Origin of the sequence: Micromonospora sp. DT41 (genome assembly GCF_049841715.1) — a bacterium.
Taxonomy (GTDB): domain Bacteria; phylum Actinomycetota; class Actinomycetes; order Mycobacteriales; family Micromonosporaceae; genus Micromonospora; species Micromonospora profundi.
The window spans coordinates 220,832-239,003 of the sequence record NZ_JBNCKU010000009.1; the positions used below are offsets into that span (position 1 = coordinate 220,832).

An 18,172-nucleotide genomic window follows, 5' to 3' on the forward strand; every position below is an offset into this window, starting at 1 on the left:
GGCGGCGGTCAGCCGGCGAGCAGTGCCGCCATCCGCTGCGCCTGCGCCTCCCAGCGCCACTCCTGCTCCACCCAGGCCCGGCCCGTCGCACCCAACTGGCGGGCCAGATCCCGGTCGGCGAGCAGCCGGGACACCCGGTCGGCGAGCTGGGTGACGTCGCGCCCCGGGACCACGAACCCGGTCTCGCCCTCACGGACGGCGTCCGGCGCTCCCCCGGAGTCGCCGGCCACCACCGGCAGCCCCGTCGCCGACGCCTCCAGGTAGACGATGCCCAGCCCCTCCACGTCCAGGCCACGGTTGCGAGTGCGGCACGGCATCGCATAGACGTCGCCGGCCGCGTAGTGCGCAGGCAACTCGGCCGACGGCACCGAGCCGGTGAAGACCACGTCCCGCTCCACCCCGGCCTGCCGGGCCAGCTTTTCCAACGTCGCCCGGTACGGCCCGCCGCCGACGATCAGCAGCGCCGCGTCGGGCACCCGGCGGCGGATCTCCGGCAACGCCCGGATCAGCATGTCCTGCCCCTTGCGCGGCACCAGCCGGGACACACAGACCACCACCGGCCGGTCGGACAGCCCCAACCGGGCCCGGACCGGCTCACCGTCCACCGACGGGTGGTAGGTGTCCACATCCACCCCCGGCGCCAACCGGCGCAGGTCGGTCACGCCGTCGAGCACCCGGGCCAACCGGCTGCGGGTGTACTCGCCGAGGTAGGTCGTCACGTCGACACCCCTGCCGATCCGGCGCAGCGCCGGACGCGCGGCCGGCAACGCCGCCCAGCCGACCTCGTGACCGTGGGTCTGCGCCACCACCCGGCGCACCCCGGCCCGGCGACGCAGGCCCGCCGCGAGCAGCCCGAGCGGTGCCGCCGCGCCGAACCACACGGTGTCACAGTCGTACGCGCGGGCCAGCCGGGCCGCCCGGCGCGCGATCAGGGGGGTGGGCAGCAGCACCCTGGTGCGTTCCCGGATCACCTCGAACGGCTGGTCGGCGTCGAACTTCGCCGCACCCCGCCAGCTCGACGCGTACACCACCACCGAGCCGGGCGGCTGACGCACCGCAAGGTTGTGCACGAACGACTGGATCCCGCCGGGGCGCGGCGGAAAATCGTTCGTGATCAGCAGCGTGCGACTCATCGACCGGCCTCCCGGGCGTACGCGCGGGCGGCGGCCATCCGCTCCACTGTGGACGGGTGTGAGGCCGAGTAGAGGTATTCCCAGCGCGGCGGGTCGGGGTCACCGAGGTTCACCGACCCGAGCCGGCGCTGCATCGACTCGAACGCCTCCGGATCACCGGTCAGCGCGAGCGCGTGCGCGTCCGCCCGTGCCTCCACCTGCCGCGACATCAGCGCCTGCGCCGGAGCGGCCACCAGACCGGCCACCGTGACCACTGCGACAAGCAACGGGAACGCGCGTGGATCGGCGACCGAGTCGACACCGGCCAGCCGCAGCAGCAGTCTCCACGAGCCGAGCAGGTAGAGCGCCACCACCGCCGCCGCGGCGCCCAGCGCACCGGTGAGCGTGCCCACCGCAACGTCGGAGTCCTTCGCGTGGCCCAACTCGTGCGCCACGACGGCCTTCACCTCGGCCGGGGGCGCCTCGCGCAGCAGCGTGTCGTAGACGACCACCCGCCGGGTCGGCCCGAGACCGGAGACGTACGCGTTCACCGCCGTGGTGCGCCGGGACGCGTCGGCGACGAGCACGTCGCGCACGGGAACCCCGTCCCTTGCCGCCATGCTCATCAGCTCGGTGCGCAGCGGCCCCTGCTCCAGCGGGGTGAACCTGTTGAACACCGGCTCCACGAGCACCGGCAGCACGAACGACAACAGCACCACCAGCAGCGCCGCGCCGGCCGCCCCGAACGCCCACCACCAGCGCGGCGCGAGCCTGATGACCGCGTAGAAGCCGAAGAGGGCGACGGCGCCGATCACCGCGCTGACGGCGTACGACTTGAGCAGGTCGACGGCCCAGCCGCTCCAGCCGTTGACGCTCAACCCGTACCGCGTCAGCACGCTCTGCCGCCAGGCGGCGAACGGAAGCATGAGCAGGTCGGCGACGAGCACCACGGCGAGCCCGCCGAGCACCGCCTGCGCGATCCAGTGCCCGCCGAACGGCCGGCCCACAAGCTCGACCAGGCGGCTGCCCAGCGGGGTCAGCCCCAGCGCGAGGGCGATCAGCAGCCCGAGGGCGAGCGCGGCGTACCCGCCGGGTCGAAGCGCGGCCTGGAACTCCCGCCCCCGGGCCACCTGCTCGGCGGGCAGGTCACGCAGCGCGGCGAGCTGGTCGGCGCGGGGTGCCGGCGGCCGGTGCCACGGGATGAGCAGCGCGGCGGTCAGCACCAGCGCCACTGTCAACCCGGCGAGCGTCAGCAGCGCCCATCCGCGCGGGGTCACGGGTGCACCGGCGCGCCGACGCCGAGCGTGCCACGGACGGCTTCGCCGTCGTCGTGTCGTACCCCGCTCATCGCGCCGCTCCTCCCGCCGTGACCGCCCATCCTATGGCCCGCGAAAAGCCCGGTCCGGGCACGGTGTCGCGCTCAGGCGACGCGCCGGGAGGCGCGGCGGCGGGCCGCGCCGGGACGCGCCGGGGCGGCCAGCACCTTCACGTCGAAGCCGGCCCGGGCGAACACCTCGATCGCCTGGACCTCGGCGGCGTCCAGGCCGGCCGCCGGGGACGCCTCGTCGAACAGGGCGGCCACCAGGCAGCCGGAACAGCCGTCACCCCGCTCCTTAGCGCACCCCTCGCAGTCGATGAGCATCACGCCTCCTGATCGGCTCGCGGCACGCGGGCGGCGGTTTGTCGTCGCCCGAGCACCGTCGGTCACATCGACGCTATCCACCGGGTACGACAGAACCGTCCGCACCGGCCGTTGCGGACGAGATCCACTCCAGATCAGCGATATCGGGGTATCCCGGCCGGTCCGACACGCCGACGACCCGACCGTGCGGGCAGGGTGACGTCAGGAACGCGCGAGGCGGCGCAGCAGCGAGTCGGCCCCCAGCGGGTACGCGCCGTGCCGGCGGACCCCGTCGGCCACCTCGCGGTCGGACGACACCACGACGACAGGCCGACCAGCCGGCTCGGCGCGGACCAACCGCCGGATCAGCTCGTCGGCCGTCTCGCCCTTGCGGGAGAACAGCACCCGGACGCCACGCGGCGCCGGTGGCAGCCCGTGCATCCGCTCCGCACCGTCGAACACGACTGTGACCTCGTCGCCGGTCTGCGCGGCGATCCCACCCAGCCCGGTGATCAGGCGCTTGCGCTGCTGCTCCAGCGACATCTCGCCGAAACCGCGCTTGGTGACGTTGTAGCCGTCGACCACCAGGTGCGCCCGGGGCAGGGCGAGCAGCTGGTCCAGCCGCGCCGGATCGTCGGTGTCGCGGGCGCGCGCGGCCGGACCGGCAGGTGCGGCACCCGGCTGCTCGGCGAACGCGTCGGCGACGAAGTCGGCGGGGAGCTTGTCCACCGGGTCGAGGGCCAGCTCGCGGCGCAGCCCGACGGCGGCCTGACCGATGGTCTCCAGCAGCAGCCAGAGCCGCGCGTCGTCGACCGAACGCGCCTCCTTCGCGCTGGCGCGGGCCACCCCGGCCGCCGCCTCCGCCTCGGCGAGCCGGGCACGGGCGCGGCGCAGCTCGGCGTCCACGTCGGCGCTCGCCCGCGCCGCCCGGCCACGCTCGGTGGCCAGCAGCTCGGTGGCCTTGCGCTCACGGGCCTGGGTCTCGCGCAGGGTACGCGCCAACTGGCGGGACTCCTCGCGGAGCTGACCCAGCTCCTCACGGACACGCGACAGCTCGTCGCGCAGCTTGTCGGCCTCGACGCGGGCCACCGCCCGGTCGTGCTCGGCGCGGGTCGCCCGCTGCTCGGCCTCGCGGACCAGCTCGGCGACGACAGCGCTGTCTGCCTCGGCGCGGACGGCCGCACCGCTGGCGTCGATCAACTCCCGCCAGCCCCGGGGGCGACCCAGGTAGGCCAGCGCGGCCACCTCGACAGGGTCGGCGGCGGCCGGCGCGGTGCCGTCGATCACGGCCGCGCCGAGGTCGCCGGCGTCGGCCAGCACCCGGGCGGTGACCCGCTGCCGGAACAGCGGATCGGCGGCGAGCTGGGCGGCGATGGCCGGTGCGCCGAGTCGTGCCCGCCGGTTCGGCGCGAACTTGGCCACCCGGCGCAGCGGCACCGGCACCTCGTCGGCGGGCAGGGCGGGCAGCACGGCGGCGGTCAGTGCCACGATCCGCTGCCGGACGGGCTCGGGCAGCGTGGGCTCGGGTTCGATGACCGCCTCACCGCCCGGAGCCGACGCGACGTCGGGGTCGGGGTCGGGGTCGGCCTCGGCGTCGCCCATGGCACCGTCGCGCGCGACCAGATCCTCCTGCGGGAGGTGGTCGTCGTGCGGCTCGGTGAGGGGCATGTGGCAAGTCTCCCACCGTTGGTGGGCCCACCGCCCGGTGAGTGAGCCGATCTCTCATCCTAGCCCCATGGTGACGGGTGAGACCGCTGTGACGCGAGTGTCGGACCGTGGCGCTAGCGTGCCGCCGATGGCACAAGCGGAGTACGTCCAGGAGTCACTGGCCGGCCTCGACCCGGCGGTGGGCGGGGTGGACCCGGCGTTGCCCCTCTACGCGACCACCTTCGTGGTGGTCGACCTGGAAACCACCGGCGGGGCGCCCGACGGTGGCGGCATCACCGAGATCGGTGCGGTGAAGGTGCGCGGTGGCGAGCAGCTGGGCGTGCTGGCCACCCTTGTCAGTCCTGGGCAGCCGATCCCGCCGTTCATCACCGTGCTGACGGGGATCACCCAGGCCATGCTGCTGCCGGCGCCGCCGATCGAGGAGGTGCTGCCGAGCTTCCTGGAGTTCCTCGCCGACGCGGTGCTCGTGGCCCACAACGCCCCCTACGACGTGGGCTTCCTCAAGGCCGCCTGCGCCAAGCACGGCTACCGCTGGCCCAACCCCCGCGTGCTGGACACGGCGGCGCTGGCTCGGCGGGTGCTCACCCGCGACGAGGTGCCCAACCGCAAGCTGGGCACCCTGGCCGCCTACTTCCGCACCGCCACCCAGCCCACCCACCGCGCGCTCGACGACGCGAAGGCCACCGTCGACGTGCTGCACGGGCTGATCGGCCGGCTCGGCGGTCACCGGGTGGACACCGTCGGCGACGCCATCGAGTTCGCCCGCGCGGTCACCCCGACCCAGCGACGCAAGCGCCACCTGGCCGACGGGCTGCCCAAGGTCCCCGGCGTCTACATCTTCCGGGCCGCCGACGACCGGCCGCTCTACGTGGGCACGTCCGGCGACATCGCCACCCGGGTGCGCAGCTACTTCACCGCCGGCGAGAAGCGCGCCCGGATCTCCGAGATGCTGGCCGCGGCCGAGCGGGTCGAGGCAGTGGAGTGCTCGCACTCGCTGGAGGCCGAGGTCCGCGAGCTGCGGTTGATCGCCGCGCACGCGCCACCGTACAACCGGCGGTCGAAATACCCGGAGCGGATGGTCTGGCTCAAGCTGACCGACGGGCCGTACCCCCGGTTGTCGATCGTCCGGGACATCTCCCCCACCGACACCGCATACCTCGGGCCGTTCACCTCCCGGCGGGCCGCGGAGCTGGCCGCCGCCGGCTTCCACGACGCCGTGCCGCTGCGCCAGTGCACGCACCGGCTCTCGCTGCGCACCGTCACGCCGGCCTGCGCGCTGGCCGAGCTTGGTCGCTGCCCGGCGCCCTGCGAGCACAAGATCACCCCCGAGGAGTACGACGAGCGCGCGGCGGCACCGTTTCGCACGGCCACCGCGAGTGACCCGCAGCCGGTGGTGGACGCGCTGCTCGCCCGGATCGAGGCGCTCTCGGCTGGCCAGCGCTACGAGGAGGCCGCAGCGGTGCGGTCCCGGCTTGCCGCGGTGCTGCGCGCCACAGTGCGGATGCAGCGGCTATCCGCGCTGACCGGCATCGTCGAGCTGGCCGCCGCCCGCCCCGCCGCTCGGGGCGGCTGGGAGCTGGCCCTGGTCCGGCACGGCCGGCTGGCCGGCGCAGGGGTGTCCCCGCCCGGCGTCCACCCGCGACCGACGCTGACCACCATCCGGGCCACCGCCGAGACGGTGCCGGGCGGGCACGGCCCTGTGCCGTCGGCCACAGCGGAGGAGTCCGAACGCATCCTGTCCTGGTTGGAGCGACCGGAGACCCGGCTCGTCGAGATGTCCTCCGGTTGGGCCTCACCGGCCGGTGGCGCGGGCCGCTTCCGTGACCTGCTGGCGAAGGCCGAGAGCGGGGCTTCCCACCAACTCTCGACCGAACGCTCATGACCAAGTGTCCGATCGGACTACGTCGACTCGCTTAGGCTGTTAGAGAAGTGCAGTCCTGCCCGTTTCGTGGGCCTGCTCCCGCCCGCCGGGTCCGGCGGCCGCGGAGCCGGGGTGAGGAGGTGTCCCTCGTGGACGTCGACGCCGGACACGGCGCCGCCCTGGGGGGCGCCCTGCCGACCCAGTCGGGTGAGCTGCCGCTGACCCGACGACTGCGGTCGTTGCTCACCTGGCCGACCACCGACTCCGACCCGGTCACCCAGCTGGTACGCACCCACCGGAGCATTCACGCCGGCACCGACCCTGCGGTGCTGCGCCGGGCGTACACAATCGCGGAGAACATGCACCGGGGGCAGTTCCGCAAGAGCGGGGAGCCGTACATCACCCATCCGCTCGCTGTGGCGCAGATCTGCGCCGAGCTGGGCATGGACACCACGACCCTGGTGGCGGCGCTGCTGCACGACACCGTGGAGGACACCCGCTACACGCTCCAGGCGCTGTCCGAGGATTTCGGCGGCGAGGTGGCCCACCTTGTCGACGGGGTGACCAAGTTCGACAAGGCGTTCTACGGCAAGGCCGCCGAGGCCGAGACGATCCGCAAGATGATCGTCGCGGCCGCCAAGGACGTCCGGGTGCTGATCATCAAGCTGGCCGACCGGCTGCACAACATGCGCACCCTCGGTGTGCGCTCCGCGGCCTCCCGCGAACGCATCGCCCGCAAGACCCAGGAGGTGCTGGTCCCGCTCTGCGACCGGCTGGGCATCCAGAGCCTCAAGCGCGAGCTGGACGACGTGGTGCTGCTGCACCTGGAGCCGGAGGAGCACGCCCGGCTGGCCCGGCACGTGCACGACAGGCCCGGCTGGGACGCGTACCTGGATTCGGTGGTGACACGGACCCGGGTGGCGTTGCGCCGCAGCCGGGTCACCGCCGAGGTCGCCCCGAGGCCCCGGCACCTCTACTCGATCTGGAAGGACACCGTTTCCGGCGGTCACACCGCCCCGTACGACCTGCCCCGCATCTCGGTGGTGGTCGACGGCCCGGCGACCGACTGTTACGCCGCCCTGGGGGCGATCCACGGCACCTGGCGACCGGTCCCCGGCCGCTTCAAGGACTTCATCGCCTCGCCGAAGAACAACCTCTACCGCTCGCTGCACACAAGTGTCTGCGGCCCGCAGAACCGCACTGTCGAGGTGCTGATCCGCACCGAGGAGATGCACCGGTCGGCCGAGTACGGCATCGCCGCCGACTTCCGCTTTCCGCGTTCGGGTCGGGGCGACGCCGCGGCCCGCGCCGAGCAGCTGGACTGGCTGCGCCGGGTGCTGGACTGGGAGCCGGACGCCGCCGACCCGGCGCAGTTCTACGAGTCGCTGCGCTGCGACCTCGCCGAGGGGCAGATCCAGGTGTTCGCCGACGGGCGTCAGGTGGTGCTGCCGGCCGGCGCCACACCTGTCGACGTGGCCTACGAGCTGGGCAACGAGCGGGGCGACCACTGCCTCGCGGCCCGGATCAACGGCCGGCTCGCGCCGTTGAGCTCGGAGCTGGACGAGGGCGACGTGGTGGAGATCTTCACCGAGAACGACGGCGACAACGGCTTCGAGGCAGGCGAGGCACGACGGGGCCCGCGCCGGGAATGGCTCGACTTCGTCAAGTCACCGCACGCGCAGATGCAGATCAACCGCTGGTTCGCCGAGCACACCGAGCCGGGCATCACGATCAGCGACAAGGTCCGCCTGGGTCGGGCCACCATCGGGCTCGCCCTGCGCCAGCACAATCGCGGCCTGGCCAGCGACCTGCCGTTGCTGCGGCTCTCCGAGGAGCTCGGCTACCCCGACCTGGAGACCCTGCTGGTAGCGGTCTTCGACCGGGTGCTCGAACCGGACACCGTGGTCCGCCAGCTCATCGACCTTGTCGATCATCGGCAGTGACCGGCACGGCCCCAGCGCATCCGAAAGGCATTCGTGACCACTAGCCTGGGGTCATGATCCCCCGTACCCGTGCCGCTGGTCGGGCCATCTTCTACCAGGCTTTCTATCGGCTGCCGTTGCCGGTTCGCCGACGCCTGGTCCGGCTGGCCGTGCCCAAGTACATCGTCGGCGCGGTCACCCTGGTCCGCGACACCGAGGCCACGGGCGCGGGCCGGTTGCTGCTGCTGCGTCAGCCGCCCGGCAAGGGCTGGTCCCTCCCAGCCGGCCTGCTCAACAAGGGTGAGCCGCCGGTGGTGGGCGCTGCCCGCGAGCTGTTCGAGGAGTCCGGCATCCGGCTTCCCCCGTCGCGGCTGCGTCCCGCCGTGCCGAACGCGATCGTGCACGCCAAGGGCTGGGTGGACATGGTCTTCGAGGCGGAGGTGCCGGCGTCGGAGACCACCCTCGCGGTCGACGGCGCGGAGGTGTTCGAGGCCGTGTGGCACCCGCTTGACGACCTGCCGAAGCTGACCTGGCCCACCGCCCGGCTGCTCGCCTACTACGACATCGGGCCGCTGGCCGGGCAGTTCCCACCGCCGATTCCCGACGACGCGCCATGACTGTGCCGGGCGGGCCGGCGGACGTCTGCGCTGTGGTGCTGGCCGCAGGCGAGGGCACCCGGCTGCGCCCGCTCACCGAGCGGGTCCCCAAGGCCCTCTGCCCGGTGGGCAACGTGTCACTGCTGGACCGCGCGTTGGCCCGGTTGGCAGGGCTCGGCCTGACCGGTCCCGACCGGGTCGCGGTGAACGCCTGCTACCTCGCCGACCAGGTGGTCGGGCACGTCGGCGACCGGGCGTACCTGTCGGTGGAGCCCGGTGACCCGCTCGGCACCGCGGGCGGGGTGGCCAACCTGCGGGACTGGATCGCCGGACGGCCCGTGCTGGTCGGCAACGCGGACGCGTACCTGGCCGACACGGCCGCTCCCCCCGGGCCCGACGTGGCCACGATGCTGGCCGACTGGGACGGGCGCTGTGTACGCCTGCTCGGTCAGCCCGCCGCGGACCCGACGGCGCCGGGCACCTTCGCCGGACACTGCTTCACCGGCTTCTCGCTGCTGCCCTGGCGGCTGGTCCGCGACCTCCCGGTCGTCTTCTCCGACCTGGTCCGAGCCGTCTGGCGGCCGGCCGAGGCTGCCGGAGCGTTGCAGGTGGTGCCCTATCCGGGCACCTTCTACGACACCGGTACCCCCGCCGACTACCTGACGGCGAACCTGCACGCCGCCGCCGGAGGCACCCTTGTCGACAGGTCGGCCACCGTGACCGGCCGGTGCCGGGAGTCGGTGGTTGGCCCAGGCGCGCGGGTGTACGGCGATGTGTGCCGCACTGTCGTCTGGCCGGGCGCGACTGTGCACCCGGGCGAACGACTGCACGACGCGATCCGCTCCACCGACGGCGGCACAGTGCGGGTCACCGCGCACGGCTGAGCGGCACGGGCTCCCGTCTCCATGCACGTTGCGAACATCTAGCATGGGCGACGACGCCGACGAACGGAGAAACGTGCCGTGATCACCGCCATTGTGCTGATCGACTGCGCCACCGATGCGATCCCCGAGGTGGCGGAGACCCTGGCCAACCTTTCCGGCGTCAGCGAGGTCTACTCGGTGGCCGGGCACGTCGACCTCATCGCCATCGTCCGGGTACGAGAGTTCGACCAGATCGCCCAGGTCATCGCGGGCAGCATCTCCAAGGTGCCGGGTGTGCTGAACACCGAGTCGCACATCGCGTTCCGGGCGTACTCCCAGCACGATCTGGAGCAGGCGTTCGCGATCGGCCTGGCCACCGCCGACTGATCCGTTCGACTCGCCGCGGAGCGGGTTCCAGTCGCACGGCGGCCGGTCCACCCACACGGATGGACCGGCCGTCTGCTGCCGCTACGTCAGCTCACGCTCGGAGCCGGCGTTTCGGTGATGCCGCCGCCCGGAGCCGGCGACTCGGTGGTGCCGCCCGGAGCCGGGGACTCGGTGCCGGTGCCGCCCGGAGCCGGCGACTCAGTGCCGGTGCCGCCCGGGCTGGGCGTACCGCTGGCGCTGGTCTGCGGGACCGGGATGCCCAGCTGGTTGGCGAGCTGGACCAGCTCGTCGTAGTGCGCCTGCAGCGTCGGCAGGGCGGTCTGGGCCAACTGGACCACCGTCTGATCGGAGCCCTGCGAGATCTCCGTCTGGGTGGCCTGGATGGCCTGGACGTGGCCGGCAAGCTCACTTGTCACCCAGAGCCTGTCGAACTCGGCGCCGCTGACGTTGTTCAGCTTGTCGATGACCTTCTGCTGATCGGTGGTGGGTTCATTCGGCAGTTCGACGTTGAGCTGCGACGCGGTCTGCTGGACCGTCTGGTCCAGAGACGTGTGGTCGGTCTTCAGCATCGCGCCCAGGTCCTTGACCCCCTGGTCGTGGCCCTTCTGCTCAGCCAGGTCACCGGCGGTGATCTCGAACAGGTTCACCTGGTGCAGAGCCTGCAGGTACTGGGTGTCCTGCGTTGACGGCTGTGCCGCGGCCTGAGCGGCCGCGGCCGGTGCGACACCGACAAGCACAAGCGCGGCCAACAGGCCGAGGCGTTTGATACCCAACATGCTTCCCCCCCTAGAGACGTTGGATCGCACGGATACCCGGCTCACCGGGGTTATTCCTGCGATCGCCCGCCGCGCGGGGTCGACCGGTCGCACCGTGGCCGTCCGACTCCTGGCCGGATGGTGCTGGGACGCCGGTAACGGCGTGGCGCCCGCCGGAAGTCCGGCGGGCGCCACGTCACACAGCTTTCGGGGGGTCAGCGACGGCTCTCGCCGCTGCTGATCTCCTCGCGCTCTGCTCGGGGCTCGACCGGCGGGTGCCCCGGCGAGACCGGTGCCTCGACCGGCTTCTCGATCGGGTAGAAGAAGCCCCGGATCGCCGGGCCGAGGGCACCGAGCCGGTTCATCTTCTTCGGGACCACCCAGCCGACGTACTCCAGGCCGCCGTGGCCGTCGTCGTGACCGTTCGCCGCGCTGAGCGGCTGGTGCACCTCGACGAACCGGCCGTCCGGCAGACGCCTGATGATGCCGGTCTCCACGCCGTGCGCGAGAACCTCCCGGTCGTGCTGTTGCAGACCGAGGCAGAGCCGGTAGGTGACGTAGTACGCCACCGGCGGGATCAGCAGCAGACCGATCCGGCCGGCCCAGGTCATCGCGTTCAGGCTGATCTGGAACTTGTCGGCGATCACGTCGTTGGCGCCGGAGAGCGTCAGCACGATGTAGAACGACACCGCCATGGCGCCGAGCGCGGTACGGGCCGGGACATCGCGGGGCCGCTGGAGCAGGTTGTGGCTCTTGCGGTCCTTGAGGTGCCGTGCCTCCAGGAACGGGTACATCGTCGACAGGCCCACAAGGATGCCGGGCAGCACCACCGTCGGCCAGAACAGCGGCGGGATGACGTACCCGTCACCGATCGGGATGTTGATCTCCCAGGCGGGCATGAGTCGCGTCGACCCGTCGAGGAACATGACGTACCAGTCGGGCTGGCTGGCGGCCGATACCACCCACGCCTCGTACGGGCCGAACAGCCAGATCGGGTTGATCTGGAACAGACCGCCCAGCAGCGCCACGACGCCGAAGACGACCATGAAGAAGCCGCCCTGCTTCAACGCGTAGCGCGGGAACATCCGCTCGCCGACCACGTTGTTGTTGGTCCGCCCGGGGCCGGGCCACTGGGTGTGCTTCTGCTTGAAGACCAGACCCAGGTGGACGCTGATCAGGGCGACAAGCAGACCCGGGATGAGCAGGACGTGGGCGATGAAGAACCGGCTGATGATGATCGTGCCGGGGAACTCGCCGCCGAAGACCGACGAGGTGACCCAGGAGCCGATCACCGGGATGGACAGCATGATCGCCGAGGCGATCCGCAGGCCGGTGCCGGACAGGCCGTCGTCCGGGAGGGAGTAGCCGGTGAAGCCGGCCAGGAAGCCCACCCAGAACAGCAGCGAACCGATGATCCAGTTGGTCTCGCGCGGCTTGCGGAACGCGCCGGTGAAGAAGACGCGCAGCATGTGCACGACGATCGCGGCCATGAACAGCAGCGCCGACCAGTGGTGCATCTGCCGCATCACCAGGCCACCGCGGACGTCGAACGAGATGTCCAGGCTGGAGGCGTACGCGGCGGACATGGGGGTGCCCTGCAACGGGGCGTAGCTGCCGTTGTAGACAACCTCGGTCATCGCCGGCTCGTAGAAGAAGGTGAGGAACACACCTGTCAGCAGCAGCACGATGAACGAGAACAGCGCGATCTCGCCGAGCAGGAACGACCAGTGGTCCGGGAAGACCTTGTTCAGCAGCTTGCGCAGCGGGGTGGCCACCTGGAAGCGGTCGTCCACTCCCACCGCGGCCTTGCCCGGCGTCGCCTTCAGGTCAAGCTTTCGACGCTTCATGGCCGCTCCCAGAAGTCAGGCCCGACGGTCTCGGTGAAGTCGGACTTCGCCACGAAGAAACCTTCGGAGTCCACCTCGATCGGCAGCTGCGGCAGCCGCCGGCTGGCAGGGCCGAAGATGGGCTTGGCGTTGTCGGTGATCAGGAACTGGGACTGGTGGCACGGGCAGAGCAGCCGGTTGGTCTGCTGCTCGTACAGGCTGGCGGGGCAGCCGGCGTGCGTGCAGATCTTGGAGAACGCCGCGTAGTTGCCCCACATGTAGTCGCCGTGGCCGATCTTCTCGTTGGCCCGGCGGGACTCCTGCGCGTCGGAGTCGCGCAGGTGGATCAGCAGCGTTGGCGAGTCGGCGTGCAGGTTGCTCACGCCGTGGTCGATGCCCGGGAAGACTGTCAGCTGGCCGCCGGCGCTGACGTCCGCCGGGCGGATCGGCCGGCCATCCTCGCGGACGAGGCGGATCAGCTGCCCACCCTCGGCGGGAGAGAAGCCGGTGCGGAACATCTGGTTGTTCTTGTGCGGGTTGGAGATCAACCCACCGACCAGCGGCGCGGCGGCGACCGCGGCGACCGGCGCGAGACCGGCCAGCAGCGAGATGCCGAGCAGCGGACGACGCTTCACACCCAGCTCGTCGGCCATGTAGAGCATCGTCTGGCCGGTGATGGTGCGGCCTTCGGAGTCCACCTGGCCCTCGTGCCGGTCCTGGATCGAGACCTCCTTGGGCAGCAACTTCTTGCCCCAGGTCAGGATGCCGAAGCCGACGGCGAGCAGCGCCACGCCGAGGGTGACGCCGAGCAGCGGGGTGTAGAGCTTGTCGCCACCCCGGCCCGGCTCGTACTGCCACGGCCACCAGATGTAGACGACAAGGAACGCGGTGGCTGCCAGGCCGGTGATCAGGAAGAACGCGGCGACCACTCGGGTCAGCCGGCGCTCGGCCTTGGTGCCGGGCTGCACCTGCGGCTCGTAGTGGACGATCTCGATGTCGTCCCGACGGGCGCCCTCGCGGACGATGTCGAACCGGGTCAGCGTGGGGTCGTTCACGTCGAGCGGCTCCCGGCCCTGCGGGGCCTGGTGCTCGGTGTGGGTGCTCATGCCGTCACCTCGCTAGGGGTGGCGCCGAGCGGCACCACGGCACTGAATCTGATGATCCGCTCGGTCACGACTTGCCCGCAATCCACAGGCTTGCGAAGACGAGCGCCACAATGCCAACCAGGAAGATCACGACGCCCTCGGTGGACGGCCCGTACCGACCGAGGTTGAACCCACCCGGGTCCTGGTCGTGCTTCAGCGTCTCCTGGATGTAGGCGATGATGTCGGCCTTCTGCTCCGGTCGGAGCTGGTTGTCGCCGAACACCGGCATGTTCTGCGGCCCGCTCAGCATCGCCGCGTAGATCTGCCGGTCGGTCGCCGGATGCAGGCTCGGGGCGAACTTGCCCGAGGAGAGCGCGCCGCCACCGCCGCCGAAGGCGTGGCACTGCGAGCAGTTGATCCGGAACAGCTCACCGCCGGAGGCGACGTTTGCGCCCTCCCGCAGGATGTCACCCTCCGGGACGACCGGACCGCCGCCGAGCTCCTGGATGTACTGGGCGAGCTGACGGGTCTGCTCGTCGGTGAAGAGCGGGGGCTTGCGGTGCGCCTGGGCTTCCTGCCGGGCCATCGGCATCCGGCCGGAGCTGACCTGGAACTCGACCGAGGCGGCGCCGACGCCGACCAGGCTCGGCCCGCGGCCCTCGACGCCCTGGGCGTTGCGTCCGTGGCAGGTCACACAGCTCACGTCGAACAGCGCCTTGCCCTCGGCTGCGGCGCCGGTCATCGGCGGGTTGTCCTGCGCCTGCGCACCGGGGGCGAAGACGGTGTAGGCACCGCCCGCGAGCATCAGCGCGGCGATCAGCCGGACCGCGGCGCCCAGCCGGCGGCGGCCCCTGCTGCGCGCGGCGGGCCGCTCGCGCAACCGCGCGAGCAGGCCGCGTCGGCGGTCGTTGTCAGAAGTCATGAGCTGTGTCCTTAACCGGTTGGACCTTGTCTCAGGGGACGAAGCAGCGGCGCGGTTCGTGACGCGCCAAGATCACTGAAGCCAGTAGATCATGGCGTACAGCCCGATCCACACGACGTCGACGAAGTGCCAGTAGTACGACACGACGATCGCCGAGGTCGCCTGCGCCGGGGTGAACCGTCCCATGGTCGTTCGGACCATGAAGATGATGAAGGCGACCAGACCACCGGCCACGTGCAGGCCGTGGAAGCCGGTCGTCAGGTAGAACATCGATCCGTACCCGTCGGCGTTGATCTTGATGCCCTCGTGGACCAACTCGCGGTACTCGTTCAGCTGACCGAGCACGAAGATGAGGCCCATAACGAAGGTGACGGTGAACCAACGCCGAAGCGCGTGCACGTCGCCCTTCTCCGCCGCGAAGACGCCGAGCTGGCACGTCACCGACGAGAGGACCAGGATCACCGTGAAGGTGGTCGCGTACGGGATGTTCAGCACCTCGGTGTGCTTCTCCCACTGCTCCGGCGCAGCCGCGCGGATGGAGAAGTACATCGCGAAGAGCGCCGCGAAGAACATGAGTTCGCTGGAGAGCCACACGATCGTCCCGACGCTGACCATGTTGGGTCGCGTCAGAGAGTGGATCCGGCTCTTGTCAATGGCTGGGGCCGCAGTCACGCCGTCATTATTGCCCCTGACCGGGGCCGGCGATCAGCGGGGTGGCAAACCCACACCATCCGTGGGCCGGACGTCAGGGTCCGGTTCGCCTGGCCTAGCCTGAAAAGCGTGCTGCACGTCGATCCGATCCTCGCCGCCACCTCGGCTGTCCCGGCCGTTGTGCTCGCCGCCACCCCGGCGGGCACGTCCACCCTGGCCGTCAGCGCCGAGGCGACCCCGCCACCGTTCACCGTCGGCGCGGTCCTGACCGAGACCCGGCTGGACAGCTGGCTGGCCCTCGGCCTGGTGCTCGCCGCAGGTCTCTACCTCTACGGCGTGCACCGGTTGCGCGTGCGCGGCGACCGCTGGCCGGTCGCGCGTACCGCGCTCTTCCTCGGCCCCGGCCTGGGCGGCATCGCGCTGGTCACGGTCAGCGGGCTGCACGCGTACGACACCGCGCTGCTGTCGGTGCACATGGTCCAGCACATGGTGCTGTCCATGGTGTCGCCGATCTTCCTCGCGCTTGGCGCGCCCATGACGCTGGCCCTGCGAACCCTGCCGGTCGGGCCACGCAAACGCCTCCTGGCGATCGTGCACAGCCGTGTGGCCCGCGTCTACAGCTTCCCGCTCGTGGCGTTCGCCATCTTCGTTGTCAACCCGTTCGTGTTGTACTTCAGCGACCTGTACCGCTACACGCTTGAGCACGCCTGGGCGCACGAGCTGGTGCACGCGCACTTCATCATGACCGGCTGCGTCTTCTTCTGGCCGCTGCTCGGGCTCGACCCGCTGCCCGGCCGCTGGCCGTACCCGGCCCGCGCGCTGCTGATGCTGCTCTCCGTGCCGTTCCACACAGTGCTCGGGCTCACGATCATGCAGAGCAGCACGCTCTTCGGCGGCGACTGGTACCCGTCGCTCAACCTCGACTGGGCCGACCCCAAGGCCGACCAGGTGCTCGCCGGAGGCATCCTCTGGGCGGGTGGCGAATTCGTGAGCGTGACGATGATCGCGGTGCTTGTCGTGCAGTGGGTCAAGCAGTCCGAGCGGGAGGCCCGCCGGCTCGACCGCGAGCTGGACCGCCAGGAGGCACGCGAACGCGCCGCGGGCGCCGCGGCCCCCTGAGCTGCGACGACGGTACGCGGAGCCGACGGCGGCAGGCGGCGTGTCGGCTACGTCACGCCGCCCGGTACGATCGGCGCAGTTTTCGAGGTGGAAGCAGAGTGCCGGCATGAGTGAGCACCGCGAACGAATCATCGGGCTCAGCGCGATGGTTCCTCATGACGGCACGGAGCGAAGCGGAGTGCCGGCATGAGCGATCGACTTTGTACCGTCCTGCTCTACAGCGACGACCCGCAGGTCCGTGACCGGATGCGGCTCGCCGTCGGCACCCGGCCCGCGCCCGGGTTGCAGGTCGAGTTCGTGGACGCGTCGACCTACGCCGAGACGATCCGCCTGGTCGACGACTATGAGATCGACCTCATGCTGCTCGACGGTGAGGCCAACCCGGGCGGCGGCATCGGCATCGCCCGGCAGATCAAGGACGACCGGGAGGACTCTCCCCCGGTCTGCCTGGTGATCGCCCGCGCCGCCGACCGATGGCTCGCCGCGTACGCCGAGGTCGAGGGGACGCTTGTGCACCCACTCGACCCGGTGACCACCGGCAACACGGTGGCCGAGCTGCTGCGGACGCACGCACCCGCCTGACGTCCCCCGCTCTCCGGCACCGACGCGGCGCCGGGGTGACCGGCGCCGGTTCCAGCCCACCCGCACTTCGCACGCTCGGGAGGCCCGCCATGGGCGATCGGACCTGGCCGCACCTGCTCACCTCGCTGCTGCGCGGCGAGGAGCTGTCCACCGCCGACACGGCCTGGGCGATGGGCGAGATCATGGCCGGCTCGGCGGGTGCCGCGCAGGTGGCCGGCTTCGCCGTGGCGCTGCGGGCCAAGGGCGAGACCTCGGCCGAGCTCGCCGGTCTGGTGGAGACGATGCTCGGCCGGGCGGTGCCTGTCGAGCTTCCCGACGAGCTGCGCTCGACCGCCCTGGACGTGGTCGGCACCGGCGGTGATCTTGCGCACACGGTGAACATCTCCACCATGGCCGCGCTGGTGGTGGCCGGTGCGGGCGTACGCGTGGTCAAGCACGGCAACCGGGCCGCGTCCTCCTCCTGCGGCACCGCCGACCTGCTGGAGTTCCTCGGCATCCCGCTGGATCTCGACCCGGACGCCATCGTGCGTTGTGTCACCGAGGCCGGCATCGGGTTCTGCTTCGCTGCGCGGTTCCACCCCGGGATGCGGCACACCGGGCCGGTCCGTCGGGAGCTGGGCGTCCCCACAGTCTTCAACTTCCTCGGCCCGTTGACCAACCCGGCCCGGCCCCGTGCCGGTGCCGTCGGGTGCTTCGACGCGCGCATGGCGCCGGTGATGGCCGGCGTGTTCGCCGCTCGTGGCGACTCGGTGCTGGTGATGCGCGGCGAGGACGGGCTCGATGAATTCACCACCGCCGCGCCGACCCGCGTCTGGGCAGCTCAGGGCGGCACCGTACGGGAGGCGCTGCTGGACGCCACGGACCTGGGGGTACCCCGGTCCACCCTCGGTGACCTGCGGGGCGGTGACGCCGCGTACAACGCCGGCGTGGCCCGTCGCCTCCTGGCCGGCGAGACCGGTCCGGTACGCGACGCGGTGCTTGTCAACGCGGCGGCGGCGCTCGCCACACAGGGTCCTCTGGACGGCGATCTGACCGAGGCCCTGCGCGCCGGACTGGACCGCGCCGCCAAGTCGATCGACTCGGGTGCGGCGGCCGCCACCCTCGACCGGTGGATCGAGGTCGCCACCGCCGGCTGACCGGTCCCCCGCGTGCTGGTCGCCCCCGGTCCGCGCAGGAATGTCGGACCGAGGTGGGAAACTACA

General features: G+C 71.5%; 17 protein-coding genes. 8 read left to right on the top strand and 9 right to left on the bottom strand.

What is annotated here, in order from left to right; genetic code table 11:
• Positions 1 to 8: 8 nt before the first annotated feature.
• From ACLQ23_RS18970 to ACLQ23_RS18985, 4 genes are all read right to left on the bottom strand, one after another.
• A complete protein-coding gene (locus ACLQ23_RS18970; RefSeq protein WP_355593128.1) occupies positions 9 to 1,133 on the bottom strand; it encodes a glycosyltransferase family 4 protein in 1,125 nt (374 codons plus the stop codon).
• Complete coding sequence (locus ACLQ23_RS18975) at positions 1,130 to 2,389, bottom strand: M48 family metalloprotease (protein WP_355593130.1); 1,260 nt, start codon at positions 2,387 to 2,389, stop codon at positions 1,130 to 1,132. Before ACLQ23_RS18975 ends, ACLQ23_RS18970 begins: the two co-directional genes overlap by 4 nt.
• A 143-nt stretch (positions 2,390 to 2,532) precedes the next feature.
• Positions 2,533 to 2,754, bottom strand: coding sequence for a hypothetical protein (locus ACLQ23_RS18980; protein ID WP_355593132.1), 222 nt, complete (start codon positions 2,752 to 2,754; stop codon positions 2,533 to 2,535).
• Between the two features lie 201 nt (positions 2,755 to 2,955).
• Positions 2,956 to 4,401: an NYN domain-containing protein gene (locus ACLQ23_RS18985; RefSeq protein WP_355628067.1), complete on the bottom strand. Its 1,446-nt coding sequence runs from the start codon at positions 4,399 to 4,401 to the stop codon at positions 2,956 to 2,958.
• A 127-nt stretch (positions 4,402 to 4,528) separates the two neighbouring features.
• Here ACLQ23_RS18985 and ACLQ23_RS18990 point away from each other — a divergent pair, with 127 nt between their 5' ends.
• The 5 genes from ACLQ23_RS18990 (at position 4,529) to ACLQ23_RS19010 (ending at position 10,030) form a co-directional block, all read left to right on the top strand.
• Positions 4,529 to 6,283, top strand: a complete 1,755-nt coding sequence (locus tag ACLQ23_RS18990) for a DEDD exonuclease domain-containing protein (RefSeq protein WP_425880877.1) — start codon at positions 4,529 to 4,531, stop codon at positions 6,281 to 6,283.
• Between the two features lie 128 nt (positions 6,284 to 6,411).
• Entirely contained in the window at positions 6,412 to 8,205 is a 1,794-nt protein-coding gene (locus ACLQ23_RS18995) for a RelA/SpoT family protein (protein ID WP_355593221.1), read from the top strand.
• A 53-nt stretch (positions 8,206 to 8,258) separates the two neighbouring features.
• Positions 8,259 to 8,801: an NUDIX hydrolase gene (locus ACLQ23_RS19000; RefSeq protein ID WP_355593138.1), complete on the top strand. Its 543-nt coding sequence runs from the start codon at positions 8,259 to 8,261 to the stop codon at positions 8,799 to 8,801.
• Positions 8,798 to 9,664, top strand: a complete 867-nt coding sequence (locus ACLQ23_RS19005) for a nucleotidyltransferase family protein (protein WP_425880878.1) — start codon at positions 8,798 to 8,800, stop codon at positions 9,662 to 9,664. Before ACLQ23_RS19000 ends, ACLQ23_RS19005 begins: the two co-directional genes overlap by 4 nt.
• A 78-nt stretch (positions 9,665 to 9,742) precedes the next feature.
• Complete coding sequence (locus ACLQ23_RS19010; RefSeq protein ID WP_355593142.1) at positions 9,743 to 10,030, top strand: Lrp/AsnC family transcriptional regulator; 288 nt, start codon at positions 9,743 to 9,745, stop codon at positions 10,028 to 10,030.
• Positions 10,031 to 10,116: 86 nt separating this feature from the next.
• On the opposite strand, the gene ACLQ23_RS19015 is transcribed toward ACLQ23_RS19010, so the two are convergent.
• From ACLQ23_RS19015 to ACLQ23_RS19035, 5 genes are all read right to left on the bottom strand, one after another.
• Complete coding sequence (locus tag ACLQ23_RS19015) at positions 10,117 to 10,806, bottom strand: DUF4142 domain-containing protein (protein WP_355593144.1); 690 nt, start codon at positions 10,804 to 10,806, stop codon at positions 10,117 to 10,119.
• A 194-nt stretch (positions 10,807 to 11,000) separates the two neighbouring features.
• Positions 11,001 to 12,632: a cytochrome bc1 complex cytochrome b subunit gene (locus tag ACLQ23_RS19020; RefSeq protein ID WP_355593146.1), complete on the bottom strand. Its 1,632-nt coding sequence runs from the start codon at positions 12,630 to 12,632 to the stop codon at positions 11,001 to 11,003.
• Positions 12,629 to 13,717, bottom strand: a complete 1,089-nt coding sequence (locus ACLQ23_RS19025) for a cytochrome bc1 complex Rieske iron-sulfur subunit (protein ID WP_355593148.1) — start codon at positions 13,715 to 13,717, stop codon at positions 12,629 to 12,631. Before ACLQ23_RS19025 ends, ACLQ23_RS19020 begins: the two co-directional genes overlap by 4 nt.
• A gap of 64 nt (positions 13,718 to 13,781) precedes the next feature.
• Positions 13,782 to 14,618: a cytochrome bc1 complex diheme cytochrome c subunit gene (locus ACLQ23_RS19030; protein ID WP_053657969.1), complete on the bottom strand. Its 837-nt coding sequence runs from the start codon at positions 14,616 to 14,618 to the stop codon at positions 13,782 to 13,784.
• Between the two features lie 72 nt (positions 14,619 to 14,690).
• Positions 14,691 to 15,290, bottom strand: coding sequence for an aa3-type cytochrome oxidase subunit III (locus ACLQ23_RS19035; protein ID WP_053657968.1), 600 nt, complete (start codon positions 15,288 to 15,290; stop codon positions 14,691 to 14,693).
• 108 nt (positions 15,291 to 15,398) lie between these two features.
• On the opposite strand from ACLQ23_RS19035, the gene ACLQ23_RS19040 reads away from it, so the two are divergent.
• From ACLQ23_RS19040 to trpD, 3 genes are all read left to right on the top strand, one after another.
• Complete coding sequence (locus tag ACLQ23_RS19040) at positions 15,399 to 16,388, top strand: cytochrome c oxidase assembly protein (RefSeq protein ID WP_355593150.1); 990 nt, start codon at positions 15,399 to 15,401, stop codon at positions 16,386 to 16,388.
• A gap of 186 nt (positions 16,389 to 16,574) precedes the next feature.
• Positions 16,575 to 16,970, top strand: a complete 396-nt coding sequence (locus ACLQ23_RS19045; RefSeq protein WP_355593152.1) for a hypothetical protein — start codon at positions 16,575 to 16,577, stop codon at positions 16,968 to 16,970.
• A gap of 89 nt (positions 16,971 to 17,059) precedes the next feature.
• Entirely contained in the window at positions 17,060 to 18,106 is a 1,047-nt protein-coding gene (trpD, locus tag ACLQ23_RS19050; protein WP_355593154.1) for an anthranilate phosphoribosyltransferase, read from the top strand.
• Positions 18,107 to 18,172: the final 66 nt, after the last annotated feature.

Excerpts from the sequence above, each read along its gene's own strand:
- ACLQ23_RS18970 (WP_355593128.1), bottom strand. The coding sequence starts at position 1,133 with ATGAGTCGCACGCTGCTGATCACGAACGATTTTCCGCCGCGCCCCGGC.
- ACLQ23_RS18980 (WP_355593132.1), bottom strand. The coding sequence starts at position 2,754 with ATGCTCATCGACTGCGAGGGGTGCGCTAAGGAGCGGGGTGACGGCTGT.
- ACLQ23_RS18985 (WP_355628067.1), bottom strand. The coding sequence starts at position 4,401 with ATGCCCCTCACCGAGCCGCACGACGACCACCTCCCGCAGGAGGATCTG.
- ACLQ23_RS18990 (WP_425880877.1), top strand. The coding sequence starts at position 4,529 with ATGGCACAAGCGGAGTACGTCCAGGAGTCACTGGCCGGCCTCGACCCG.
- ACLQ23_RS19000 (WP_355593138.1), top strand. The coding sequence starts at position 8,259 with ATGATCCCCCGTACCCGTGCCGCTGGTCGGGCCATCTTCTACCAGGCT.
- ACLQ23_RS19005 (WP_425880878.1), top strand. The coding sequence starts at position 8,798 with ATGACTGTGCCGGGCGGGCCGGCGGACGTCTGCGCTGTGGTGCTGGCC.
- ACLQ23_RS19015 (WP_355593144.1), bottom strand. The coding sequence starts at position 10,806 with ATGTTGGGTATCAAACGCCTCGGCCTGTTGGCCGCGCTTGTGCTTGTC.
- ACLQ23_RS19020 (WP_355593146.1), bottom strand. The coding sequence starts at position 12,632 with ATGAAGCGTCGAAAGCTTGACCTGAAGGCGACGCCGGGCAAGGCCGCG.
- ACLQ23_RS19025 (WP_355593148.1), bottom strand. The coding sequence starts at position 13,717 with ATGAGCACCCACACCGAGCACCAGGCCCCGCAGGGCCGGGAGCCGCTC.
- ACLQ23_RS19030 (WP_053657969.1), bottom strand. The coding sequence starts at position 14,618 with ATGACTTCTGACAACGACCGCCGACGCGGCCTGCTCGCGCGGTTGCGC.
- ACLQ23_RS19045 (WP_355593152.1), top strand. The coding sequence starts at position 16,575 with ATGAGCGATCGACTTTGTACCGTCCTGCTCTACAGCGACGACCCGCAG.
- trpD (WP_355593154.1), top strand. The coding sequence starts at position 17,060 with ATGGGCGATCGGACCTGGCCGCACCTGCTCACCTCGCTGCTGCGCGGC.